We start from the raw sequence: 11,670 nt of genomic DNA on the forward strand, positions 1-11,670 counted from the left end.
CGTGAGGGTCTTCGACTTCGCCTCGCACGGCAGCTACTGGTTGGCACTCCTGCCGGAGGTCATCCTCTCGATCGCCGCGATGGTGATCCTGATGCGTGACGCCTTCGTGCCCGCGGGCGAGGCCTCGGGCGGCTCCGGCGGTGACGGGCGCATGTCGGTCGACTGCCTCGTGACGCTGTACTCGATCGCGGGCGCACTCGTCGCGAGCCTGTGGCTCATGGATGCCTCCGGCCCCCCCGACGCCATGATCGCGCTCGACGGGTTCCGGGTCGCGGCCGACGTGATCCTCCTGGGCGGGGGTCTCCTCGTCGTCTCGCTGTCGCGCGACTACCTGAGCCGCGAGGGGCTGCGCGGGCCCGAGTTCCACGCGCTCGTCCTCATGGCGCTGGTCGGGATGATGGTGCTCGTGGCGGCGCGCGACCTCATCCTGCTCTTCGTCGGCCTCGAGCTGATGTCGATTTCCGTGTACGTGCTCACGGGGTTCGCGCGGAAGAACCCGCGCTCTTCGGAGGCGAGCCTCAAGTACTTCATCGTCGGCGCTTTCGCGAGCGCCTTCGTCGTGTACGGGATCGCGCTCCTGTACGGGGCCACCGGGACGACGCGCCTCGCCACCGCCGCCGACCGGATCGCGGCCGGGGCGGGCGCCGGGGGCGACCTCCTCCTCGTGGCCGGCATCGGCCTCCTGCTCATCGGCTTCGCGTTCAAGATCGCGGCGGTGCCGTTCCACATGTGGGCCCCCGACGCGTACGACGGAGCGCCGACGCCGGTCACCTCGCTCATGGCGACCGGCGTGAAGGCCGCCGCTTTCATCGCGCTGCTCCGCGTGCTGACGGTGGATCTGGGGGGCGCCGCGGAGACGTGGCGGGGCGCCGTGTGGTGGCTCGCGATCCTGACCATGATCGTGCCCAACCTGATCGCGCTCGCGCAGGAGGACGTGAAGCGGATGCTCGCCTACTCCTCCGTGGCGCACGCCGGGTATCTGCTCGTGGGCGTGGCGGCGGCCTCCGAACTCGGGCGCTCCGCGTCCCTCTTCTATCTGGCGGCCTACACCGTGGTCACGGCGGCGAGCTTCGCGATCGTCTTCCACGTGGCGGGGAAGGGGGACCGCAACCAGCGGCTTCGCGACTACCGCGGGCTGGGCTGGCGACGTCCGGTGCTGGGGGGGGCGCTCCTCGTCTTCCTGCTCTCTCTGGCGGGTTTCCCGCCCACGGCCGGCTTCGTCGGCAAGCTGTACCTCCTCAGGGCGGCCGTCGACGCGGGAGAGACGGCGCTGGCGGTGACGCTCGTCCTGACGAGTCTCGTCGCCTACTACTACTATCTGCGCGTGGTGTGGAAGATGTACTTCGAGACGGCGCCCGAGGACGCCCACACACCACCGTCCCCGAAGCCGGGGTTCAATCTCGTGATCGGGACCTGCGTGGCGCTCATCCTCCTGGCCGGGCTCTTCCCGGGGCGGATCATCGATCGGGCGCGCGAGGCCCTCCCCGACGGGCCCGCGGCCGGCGTAACCATCGCCGGCCCCGAGTCCGACGCCCCGTGACCCGTTAGCCCTCCGGGGCGACCAAAAAGACGCCGTTTTGTGGGGCCCGCGAGCGCGCTCCGCGCCCCGGCGGCCCCCGACCCGTGACCCGAGGCTCCATGCGCATAGATCCCGGAATCTTCCGCGAGTACGACATCCGCGGCATCGTCGGCGACGACCTGACGGAGGAGACGGCCGAACTCGTCGGCCGCGCCTTCGGGACCGAACTCGCGGACCGCGACGCGCCGCGCGTCGTCGTCGGCCACGACAACCGACCCTCCTCTCCGGGACTCGCGGCCGCCCTCTGCCGGGGCCTGTGCGCGGCCGGCGTCGACGTGACGACGGTGGGGACGGTGCCGACGCCCGTGCTCTACTTCGCGGCCATCGAGTTCGACGCGGACGCGGGTGTCCAGATCACCGGATCCCATAATCCTCCCGAATACAACGGGATCAAGATGGTGCGGGACGGAGGGGCTCTGTACGGGGATGCGATCCGTTCGCTGCGGACCCGGATCGAGGCGGGGGATTACGCCACCGGTGCCGGAGAGGTGAGGGAAACGGAGATCCTCGATCGGTATGTGGAGGAGATCGCGGCCCGCGGTCGGGTGGACGGGAACGTGCGCATGGTGCTCGACTGCGGGAACGGCGCGGGGAGCGTCGTCGCGGTGCGGGCGCTCACCGCCGCCGGGATCGAGGTGGACGGCCTCTACTGCGAGTCGGACGGCACCTTCCCCAACCACCACCCGGACCCGACGGTGGATGAGTACATCCAGGACCTCATCGCGCGAGTGCGTGAGACGGGGGCGGACCTCGGCGTGGGGCTCGACGGCGATGGCGATCGCATCGGTGCAGTGACCGAAGAGGGGAAGATCGTGCGCGGCGACCACCTGCTCCTGCTCTTCGCGCGGGAGGTGCTGGCGGAGCGCCCGGGGGCGGAAGTCGTGTTCGACGTGAAGTGCTCGCAGGCGCTGCCGCGGGTGATCCGCGCCGACGGCGGCGTTCCGGTGATGTGGAAGACGGGGCACTCCCTCATCAAGGAGCGGATGCGGGCCGGCGGATCCCCCATCGCAGGTGAGATGAGTGGGCATATCTGCTTTGCCGACAGGTTTTACGGGACGGATGACGCGATCTATGCGGCGGCGCGCCTGGCGGGGCTCGTGGCCCGCGCCGGGCGGCCGCTGTCCGAGCTGGCGGCGGAGATTCCGAGCTATCCGTCGACGCCCGAATTGCGCCTGGACTGTCCGGAAGACCGGAAGTTCGCGGTCGTGGCGGAGGCGGTCCGCTACTACCGGGCGCGTCACGAGGTGGTGGACATCGACGGCGCTCGGGTGCTGTTCGACGGCGGCTGGCTCCTGATCCGGGCGAGCAATACGCAGCCGGTGATCGTGGCGCGGATCGAGGCGGACACGCCCGAGCGCATGCGGGAGATCGTGGATGACGCGCGCGCGTTCCTCGCCGGCCACGGGGTCGAACTGCCACCGTTGTGAGGTCGCCGGCGGGCCCGCGGTGGCCCCCGCGGCGGGCGAACGCGACATTGAGGGTCCCCGGATTCGGGCCCTTCCAGCGGAGAGTCGAACGACGATCAGATGAACATTCACGAATTCCAGGCCAGACGGATTTTCGCGAGCCATGGCATCCCCGTGCCGGACGCGGAGGTCGCGACGACCCCCGATGAAGCGGCCGCGGCGGCGGAGCGATTCGGCGGAAGGGTCGTGGTCAAGGCTCAGATCCACGCGGGGGGACGTGGAAAGGCGGGGGGCGTGAAGCTGGCGGCCTCGCCCGCGGAGGCCCGAATAAATGCCGAACAGATCCTGGGCATGAAAATCAAGGACATCGAGGTGCGGAGGGTCCTCGTCGCGCCGGCCGAGGAGATCGCCTCCGAGGCCTACGCGGGGATCGTCCTCGACCGGGCGCGGCAGGCGGACACGATCATGGTCTCCTCCGAGGGCGGCGTGGACATCGAGGAGGTCGCCGCCACGATGCCGGAGGCGATCCGCAAGCTGGCCGTCGACCCGCGTTACGGGCTCCTGAACCATCAGGCGACGCTCCTCGGCCACCATCTCTACGACGACCCGCGCGCGGCCCGGCAGGCGGCCTCGATCCTCGGCAAGCTCTACGAGGCCTATCGGGCGAGCGGCGCCACCCTGGCGGAGATCAACCCGCTGATCGTGAACCCGGCCGGGGAAGTGAAGGCGATCGACGCCAAGATGAACATCGACGACAACGCCCTCTTCCGACTGCCCGACATCGCGGCGTTGCGCGACCTCGAGGCGGAGAACCCGGCGGAGGTGCGGGCGCGCGAAGCCGAGCTCTCCTACATCCAGCTGGATGGGAACGTCGGGTGCTGCGTGAACGGGGCCGGACTCGCCATGGCCACGATGGACCTGGTCAAGTACTACGGCGGGGAGCCCGCGAACTTCCTCGACATCGGCGGTTCCTCCAATCCCGAAAAGGTGGTGACGGCGCTCGAACTCATGACCGCGGATCCGGGCGTGACGTCGATCCTGTTCAACATCTTCGGCGGGATCACGCGCTGCGACGACGTGGCGAACGGGATCGTGGAGGCGACGAGCCGCATGGAGTCGCGGGTCCCGATCACCATCCGCCTCACGGGGACGAACGAGGAAGAAGGGGTCGCGATCCTCGCGGAGCACGGCTTCGAGGCCATGATCGACATGGACCGGGCGGTCGAGACCGCCGTCCGAAGGGGGAACTAGGTGGCGATCTTCATCGGAGAGGATACGAGGCTCGTCGTCCAGGGGATCACCGGACGCGATGGTTCGTTCCACGCGCGGGAGATGATGGAGTACGGCACGCGGGTCGTGGCCGGGGTGACGCCGGGCAAGGGCGGTCAGACGTTCGAAGGCGCGGTTCCCGTCTTCGACACGGTCGAGGAGGCGGTGGCCGAGGCCGGCGCGAACACGAGCGTGATCTACGTGCCCGCCCGCTTCGCCGCGGACGCGATATTCGAGTCGGCCGACGCGGGGATCTCGCTCATCGTGTGCATCACGGAGGGCGTTCCGGTCGGGGACATGCTCCGGGTGCTGCCGTACGTGAGGGAGGAGGGGGCGCGGCTCATCGGGCCCAACTGCCCGGGCGCCATCGTGCCCGGGCGCTGCAAGGTCGGCATCCTCCCGGGCCAGATCGTGCGTGAGGGCCCGGTGGGCATCGTGAGTCGCTCTGGAACGCTGACCTACGAGGTCATATTCCAGCTCACGCGGGCGGGGATCGGGCAGTCGGCCTGCGTCGGCATCGGGGGCGACCCGCTCATCGGCACGGATTTCGTCGATTGTCTGGCCGCGTTCGAGGACGATCCGGAGACGGAGGCCGTCGCCGTGATCGGCGAGATCGGGGGGACCGACGAGCAGGTGGCCGCGGAGTTCGTGGCGCGCGAGATGAGCAAGCCGGTCGTCGGTTTCATCGCGGGCCAGACGGCCCCGCCGGGCCGGCGCATGGGGCACGCAGGGGCGATCATCTCGGGCTCCGAGGGGACGGCGGAGGAGAAGATTCGCACCTTCGAGCGGAACGGAATCGGCGTGGCGCGCAGACCGGCCGACCTGGTCGGACTCATGCGCGACCGCCTGTAGGCGTTACCCGGCCCCGCCGGGTACACGAGGCCGGGCGGCGGATGGACGCGCAACACCAGGAGGCGGGCGATGGAAGTACGCGAGATCATGACCCGCGAGGTGATTACGGCCGAGCCCGGCATGGCGCTCAAGGAGGCGGCGGCCGTGATCGTTCGCCGCAGGTTACGCGCGATGCCGGTGATCGATGATGAGGGGCACGTGCTCGGCCTGCTCACGGACCGCCAACTCATGACGCACTTCCTTCCCCAGCTCGAGCGGGCCCGGGCCGGGCGCCCGGACGTCGGCTTCGTCACGGGCAGCGTGCGGGACATCATGGAACGGACCGTGATGTGTGTGAACGAGAGCGAACCGCTGGCCGATGTCGTCCGGCTCATGCTCGACAAGGAGATCGAGCGTCTGCCGGTCGTCCGCGAGGGTCAACTGGTCGGCTTCCTCACGCGCGGCGACATCATCCGGCGACTCCTGCGCCGCGACGTGGCCGAGATGGACTCGAACAACGACACGGACATCGATACAGGCATCGACGCGGACGAGGAAACGAAGGGGGGGTGAGGCCGTGCAGAGGATGACGCTGGCGATCATCAAGCCCGATGCGTTCGGCTCGGGGAAGGCGGGCAAGGTACTCGCCGTGCTGGACGAGGCCGGGTTCGCCATTCGGGGGGCGAGGGTCCTGCGGCTCGGGCGCGCCGCCGCGGACGCGTTCTATGCCGTGCACCGGGAGCGCCCCTTCTTCGGGTCACTGGTCGAGTTCATGACGTCGGGGCCGTGCATGGCGCTCGCCCTCGACCATGAGCGCGCGGTGCCGTACCTCCGCGAGGTGATCGGGGCGACGGATCCCGCGCAGGCGGCGCCGGGAACCGTTCGCGCCCTCTACGCGGAGAGCAAGGAGCGGAACGTGATCCACGGATCCGATTCCGATGAGAACGCGAGACGGGAACTCGGCTTCTTCTTCGGGGAGGTCGACCTCATCTCGACGGGGTGAAGCAGCGGCGCGACCGGAAGGTCGTGACGGAGCCGACGCGGATCGGACTCGCCGGGCTCGACCAGGGCCCGATCGAACGGACGCTCCGGCTGGAGGCGCCGGGGGAACAGCTCGGCGAGTTGCCGCTCGCCTTCGAGCGCGTGGATCTCGAAGTGGAGATTCGTCGCGCGAGCCGCGACGGAGTGCGGGTGCGCGGAAGGCTTGCCGCGCGTACCACGGTCGCGTGCCGGCGCTGTCTCGCCCCGACCCGGGCGGAGGTCGTCACGGAGTGGGATGTGATGTTTCGCCCGCCGGCCCGGGTCACGCCCGGTGAAGAAGGCGTCTGGGCCCTGGAGGCCAAAGCCGGCGAGCTGGATCTGGCGGGGCCGGTCCGGGAAGAGTTGTGGGTGCACGCGCCGGCCTGGGTCGAGTGTTCGGCCGAGTGTCCCGGCATGTGCCCGAGCTGCGGCGCCCGGCTCGCCGACGAGAGCTGCGATTGCCCACCTCCGGGGCCGGATCCGCGCTGGGAGGCGCTCGAGGACCTCGGAGGTTGACATTCGAAGCGAGAGACCGCCAGTTGACCTGTTCAGCCCGAACCGCACGCGAGTGAGTTGACGATATGGCCGTTCCCAAGCGACGCACGTCGAAGCAGCGCAAGCGAAAGCGGCGTACGCACCACAAGGCGCAGGACACCGCGCGCCAGGCGTGCCCGAACTGCGGAGATCCCAAACGCCCGCACCGGGTCTGTGCGACCTGCGGCCACTACGCGGACCGCGAGGTCGTCCAGGTCGAAGACTTTTGACACGCGCCCGCGGCCGCCCTTCCCGGGCGACCCGGCTCCGTCGACCGACCCGCATATGATTCGTGTAGCCCTCGATCTCCTGGGGGGCGACGCCGCGCCCGACGCCGCCCTGGCCGGCGCGCGGAGAGCGCTCACCGCGTGGCCCGGCGACATCTTCCTCGTGCTCGTGGGGCCCGAGGACACGGCGGCCGGTGCGTTGGAGGGGTTCCCGGGCGATCGCGTCGCCTGGCTCGCGGCCGAAGAGCGGATCGATCCCGCCGAAGCGCCGGCCCTGGCGGTGCGCCGGAAGCCGGACAGCACCGTGGTCCGCGGGCTCGAGGCGGTCCGGGATGGCGAGGCGGACGCCTTCGTCTCCGCGGGATCCACGGGGGCGACCGTGGTGGCCTCCGTGCTCACGCTGGGGCTGCTCCCGGGCGTCGACCGGCCGCCCGTCGGCGCCCTCTTCCCGACCGCGACGGGCCGCGTACTCGTCCTCGACGTGGGGGCGAACGTCGACGCGCAACCGCACCAGTTGCACCAGTTCGCCCACCTCGGGTCGATCTACCTCCGGCATGTGCTCTCGGTGGAGCGCCCGCGGGTCGGGCTCCTGAACATGGGCGAGGAGGAGGAGCGGGGAGGGGGGGTGGTCACCACGGCCCACGGACGCCTCGCCGCCGACCCCGACCTCGAGTTCGTCGGCAACGTGGAGGGGCACGACATCGTGACCGGAGCGTGCGATGTGCTCGTATGCGGCGGCTTCGTCGGGAACGTCCTCCTCAAGTTCTACGAGTCGATCGCGGAGTTCGTCCTGCAGGTGTTCCGGAAGGCGGGCGTCGGGGCGGGAGGAGAACTCGGCGAGGCGCTGCGCTTTCTCGACTACACGGAGTATGGCGGCGCCCCCCTGCTCGGCGTGGACGGCGTGTCCGTGATCTGTCACGGCGCCTCGCCGGCACGGGCGATCATGAACGGGATCCGGACGGCGGCCGATGGCGCCGCGTCGGGATTCACCGCGGGGATCGGGGCGGCCCTCACGCGGGAGGGTGGGGCGTGAGCGGCGCCGCTCTCCTCTTCCCGGGCCAGGGGTCCCAGTACGTGGGCATGGGCCGGGATCTGGCGGAGGACGATTCGTCGATCCGGGAGCTGTACGAGCGGGCCGACGATGCGCTCCAGATGCGGTTGAGCCGGCTCTGCTGGAAAGGCCCCGAGGAGGAACTGCGGGCCACCGCGAATGCACAGCCCGCGATCATGCTCCATTCGTGGGCCGTGTGGCGGTTGATCGCCGGGCGCACCGGCCCCGTCGCGGCCGGGGCGGGGCACTCGCTCGGCGAGCTGTCCGCCTATCTCGTCTCGGGCGCGTTCGGATTCGAGGACGGTCTTCGGATCGTAAGGGAACGCGGCCGGCTGATGGGGGCGTCCGGGGCCGCCCGGCCGGGGACGATGGCCGCCGTCCTCGGACTCGACGCCGATGCCGTGGCCGATGTCTGCGAGCGGGCGGGTGGCCGCGCGGGCGTCGTCGTGCCCGCCAACCTGAACGCGGCCGGCCAGGTCGTGATCAGCGGCGATGTGGAGGCGGTCGCCGCGGCGGGCGCGCTCGCCCGGGAGGCCGGCGCCCGGCGTGTGGTCCCCCTGAACGTCAGCGGCGCCTTCCACTCGCCCCTCATGGGGGCGGCCGCGGAGGGGCTGGCTACCGCCCTCGAAGCGGCGGCCTGGGCCGACCCATCGTTCCCGGTCGTCTCGAACGCGACCGCGGCCTGCGTGACGGACTCGGCGACGGCGCGCAGCACGCTGATCATGCAACTGACGTCCCCGGTTCGCTGGATGGATGGGGTTGCCCGCATCCGCGGCATCGGGCCGTCGCGCTGGCTCGAGGTGGGACCCGGCAACGTCCTCTCCGGCCTGGCCCGCCGCATCGATCGCGGCCTCCGGGTCACCCCGGTGGGCGACTCGCCCTCGGTGGATGCCTACCTCAAGGGGGTGGAATGAGCGAACTGACGGGTGAGGTCGCGATCGTCACGGGTGCGACGCGAGGCATCGGTCGCGGGATCGCGGCGGAACTGGCCGAGGCGGGGGCCCGGGTGGCGGTCGTCGGCACCGCCGCGGACCGGGCGCAGGTCGTGGCCGAAGGGCTCCCCGGTTCCGGGCACGCGGGTTTCGGTTGCGACGTGTCGAATTCGACCGCCTGCCGGGGTCTCGTCGAGGCGGTCTCGGAGCGGCTTGGCAACGCGACGATCCTCGTGAACAACGCGGGGATCGCGCGGGACAATATCGTGCTGCGTCTCAAGGATGAGGACTGGCAGTCCGTCCTCGATACGAACCTTTCGGGCGCCTTCTATCTCGTGCGATCCGTCGCCCGCGGGATGATGAAACGGCGGGGGGGAAACATCGTGAACATCTCCAGCGTCGTGGGCTTGACGGGCAACCGGGGCCAGTCCAACTATGCGGCGGCCAAGGCGGCCCTGATCTCGTTCACGCAGAGCATCGCCCAGGAGCTGGCGAGTCGGGGCGTCCGGGCCAACGCCGTCGCACCGGGGTTCATCGAAACCGACATGACCTCGGGGCTACCCGAAAGTGTGCGCGAGGCGATGTTGGCGAAGATTCCCCTCGGTCGGCCGGGGTCGCCGTCGGATGTCGCCACGGTCGTCCGCTTTCTGGTCGGTCCCGGGGCTTCGTACGTCACGGGACAGGTCATCGTCGTGGACGGCGGAATGGTGATGCATCCGTAGGAATTCCGCGGGACGCTTGGCAAGGCGGCCCGAGAGCGCATATTACGCGCTCGCAGCAGACACCGGTGGGGCCGCGCGCCGGCCCCCTTCTCGCAAGGAGAGCACGCAATGCAGGATACCGCTGCACGAGTGCGCGAGATCATCGCGCAGGAACTCGGCGTGGAGCAGGAGAAGGTGGTCGACGAGGCCAACTTCGTCGATGATCTCGGCGCCGACTCTCTCGACACCGTAGAACTCGTGATGGCCTTCGAAGAGGAGTTCGGGATCGAGATTCCGGACGAGGATGCGGAGACGATGCAGACCGTCGGGGAGGCGATCGAATACCTGAACTCGAAGGCATAAACGCCCCGACTGCTGCGCATCGAATGAAAAGACGCGTTGTGATCACCGGGGTCGGGATGATCACACCTCTCGGTCTCGACCCCGGCGCGACGTGGGACGCCCTCCTCCGAGGGGTCAGCGGCGCGGGGGCCATCACCCTGTTCGACGCTTCCGATCAGTCCGTCCGCTTCGCCTGCGAAGTGAAGGGCTTCGACCCGGGGCGGTACATGGACCGGAAGGACGCCCGCCGTGCGGACCGCTTCCTCCAGTTCGCGATGGCGGCCGCCGATCAGGCGATGACGCAGGCGGGTTTCGCCGATGGCTTCGGTGACCTGCCCTCCGATCGCGCGGGCGTGCTCATCGGGGTCGGCATCGGTGGACTCCCGCTCCTCGAGGCCCAGCACAAGAAACTGCTCGAGGGTGGGCCGAGACGCGTTTCTCCCTTCTTCATCCCCATGTTCATCCCGGACATGGCCTCGGGGATGGTGTCGATGCGATATGGGGCTCAGGGTCCCAACTACGCGACCGTCTCGGCCTGCGCCTCCAGCGGACATTCGGTCGGACTCGCCTTCCGCTCGATCAGGAACGGAGAGGCCGACGTCATGATCACCGGCGGCAGCGAGTCCACGATTACGCCGCTCACCGTGGCCGGGTTCGCGTCGATGAAGGCGATGTCGACGCGTAACGACGACCCGGAGCACGCTTCCCGTCCGTTCGACGCCCACCGTGATGGTTTCGTGCTCGGGGAAGGGGCGGGGATGTTCATCCTCGAGGGGCTGGACCACGCGCAGGCGCGCGGCGCGGAGATCCTCGGGGAGATCGCCGGGTTCGGGCAGAGCGCGGACGCGTACCACATGACGGCTCCGGCGCCGGATGGCTCGGGCGCCCGCCTGGCGATGCAGCACGCGCTCGACGACGCGGGCTTCGCGCCGGCCGACATCGGATACATCAACGCGCACGGGACTTCGACGCCCGCTAACGATGCGACGGAGACGAAGGCGATCAAGGATGTGCTGGGAGACCACGCCCGGTCGATCGTGGTCGGCTCCACGAAGTCGATGACGGGGCACACGCTGGGGGCGGCCGGCGCGATCGAGAGCGCGATCTCCGTCCTCGTGTGCCGAACCGGCGTCATCCCGCCCACGATCAACTTCGAGGAGGCCGACCCCGTGTGCGACCTCGAGTACGCGCACGGAGGGGTGGTCGAACGGCCGGTCACCGCCGCCCTGTCGAACTCCTTCGGCTTCGGCGGCCACAACGTGTGTCTGGCCATACGCCGCTGGGACGGAGAGTAGACGCCCCGCGCGCGGGTGTCGCGCGCTACGGGCGGTCAGCCGGGAGAACGCGCCGGGAGAAGGCAATGAGTTCAGTACTGGTGATGATGGGGTCCGAATCGGACATGCCCACGATGGAGAAAGGCGTGTCGATCCTGCGTGAGGCGGGGGTCGATGTGCAGGTCGAGGTGAGTTCGGCGCACCGGCAGCCCGAGCGGACGGCGGCCCTCGCCAAGGGCGCGCGGGCGGCGGGCCACGCCGTCGTCATCTGCGGAGCGGGATTGTCGGCGGCGCTGCCCGGCGTGGTCGCGGCGCACACCTCTCTCCCGGTCATCGGCGTCCCCGTCTCCGCGGGAACCCTCGGGGGCCTCGACGCGCTGCTCTCGTGCGCGCAGATGCCCCCCGGCGTCCCGGTTGCCGCCGTCGGCATCGATAACGCGAAGAACGCGGCCCACCTCGCCCTCCGCATCCTGGCCGTGGCCGGGGGCTGAGCGACGCCCGCGG

Annotated in this window: 14 protein-coding genes; all 14 read left to right on the forward strand. The window is 70.1% G+C overall.

Annotated features, from left to right (window positions below; all coding sequences use genetic code 11):
* Position 1: 1 nt before the first annotated feature.
* The 14 genes from ACPXY0_RS06505 to purE all read left to right on the forward strand — a co-directional run bounded on the left by ACPXY0_RS06505 (position 2) and on the right by purE (position 11,657).
* Positions 2–1,540 (forward strand): NADH-quinone oxidoreductase subunit N, encoded by a 1,539-nt coding sequence (locus ACPXY0_RS06505; RefSeq protein WP_423929564.1) that lies wholly within the window; start codon positions 2–4, stop codon positions 1,538–1,540.
* Between the two features lie 98 nt (positions 1,541–1,638).
* Positions 1,639–3,006, forward strand: a complete 1,368-nt coding sequence (locus ACPXY0_RS06510; RefSeq protein WP_423929566.1) for a phosphomannomutase/phosphoglucomutase — start codon at positions 1,639–1,641, stop codon at positions 3,004–3,006.
* A gap of 99 nt (positions 3,007–3,105) precedes the next feature.
* Positions 3,106–4,236, forward strand: a complete 1,131-nt coding sequence (gene sucC, locus ACPXY0_RS06515) for an ADP-forming succinate--CoA ligase subunit beta (protein WP_423929568.1) — start codon at positions 3,106–3,108, stop codon at positions 4,234–4,236.
* On the forward strand, positions 4,237–5,106 hold the full coding sequence (gene sucD, locus ACPXY0_RS06520; RefSeq protein ID WP_423929570.1) for a succinate--CoA ligase subunit alpha: 870 nt from the start codon (positions 4,237–4,239) through the stop codon (positions 5,104–5,106).
* Positions 5,107–5,175: 69 nt separating this feature from the next.
* A complete protein-coding gene (locus ACPXY0_RS06525) occupies positions 5,176–5,658 on the forward strand; it encodes an HPP family protein (RefSeq protein ID WP_423929572.1) in 483 nt (160 codons plus the stop codon).
* A 13-nt stretch (positions 5,659–5,671) separates the two neighbouring features.
* Entirely contained in the window at positions 5,672–6,088 is a 417-nt protein-coding gene (ndk, locus tag ACPXY0_RS06530; protein ID WP_423930586.1) for a nucleoside-diphosphate kinase, read from the forward strand.
* Positions 6,085–6,621 carry a YceD family protein gene (locus ACPXY0_RS06535; protein WP_423929574.1) on the forward strand — a complete coding sequence of 179 codons (537 nt, stop codon included), beginning with the start codon at positions 6,085–6,087 and terminating at the stop codon, positions 6,619–6,621. Before ndk ends, ACPXY0_RS06535 begins: the two co-directional genes overlap by 4 nt.
* 65 nt (positions 6,622–6,686) lie before the next feature.
* The gene (gene rpmF / locus ACPXY0_RS06540; RefSeq protein WP_419166538.1) at positions 6,687–6,869 is read left to right on the forward strand and encodes a 50S ribosomal protein L32; all 183 of its coding nucleotides are present in this window, start codon (positions 6,687–6,689) and stop codon (positions 6,867–6,869) included.
* Between the two features lie 55 nt (positions 6,870–6,924).
* Positions 6,925–7,899: a phosphate acyltransferase PlsX gene (plsX, locus tag ACPXY0_RS06545; RefSeq protein WP_423929576.1), complete on the forward strand. Its 975-nt coding sequence runs from the start codon at positions 6,925–6,927 to the stop codon at positions 7,897–7,899.
* On the forward strand, positions 7,896–8,831 hold the full coding sequence (gene fabD, locus ACPXY0_RS06550) for an ACP S-malonyltransferase (protein ID WP_423929578.1): 936 nt from the start codon (positions 7,896–7,898) through the stop codon (positions 8,829–8,831). The genes plsX and fabD overlap by 4 nt, the downstream gene beginning before the upstream one ends.
* Entirely contained in the window at positions 8,828–9,571 is a 744-nt protein-coding gene (fabG, locus tag ACPXY0_RS06555) for a 3-oxoacyl-[acyl-carrier-protein] reductase (RefSeq protein WP_423929580.1), read from the forward strand. The genes fabD and fabG overlap by 4 nt, the downstream gene beginning before the upstream one ends.
* Before the next feature lie 108 nt (positions 9,572–9,679).
* Positions 9,680–9,913 (forward strand): acyl carrier protein, encoded by a 234-nt coding sequence (locus ACPXY0_RS06560; protein WP_419166534.1) that lies wholly within the window; start codon positions 9,680–9,682, stop codon positions 9,911–9,913.
* A gap of 23 nt (positions 9,914–9,936) precedes the next feature.
* On the forward strand, positions 9,937–11,187 hold the full coding sequence (fabF, locus tag ACPXY0_RS06565; RefSeq protein ID WP_423929582.1) for a beta-ketoacyl-ACP synthase II: 1,251 nt from the start codon (positions 9,937–9,939) through the stop codon (positions 11,185–11,187).
* Positions 11,188–11,252: 65 nt separating this feature from the next.
* Positions 11,253–11,657, forward strand: a complete 405-nt coding sequence (gene purE / locus ACPXY0_RS06570; protein WP_423929584.1) for a 5-(carboxyamino)imidazole ribonucleotide mutase — start codon at positions 11,253–11,255, stop codon at positions 11,655–11,657.
* Positions 11,658–11,670 lie beyond the last annotated feature (13 nt).

The sequence above is a fragment of the Candidatus Palauibacter sp. genome (genome assembly GCF_965237495.1).
Lineage (GTDB): Bacteria > Gemmatimonadota > Gemmatimonadetes > Palauibacterales > Palauibacteraceae > Palauibacter.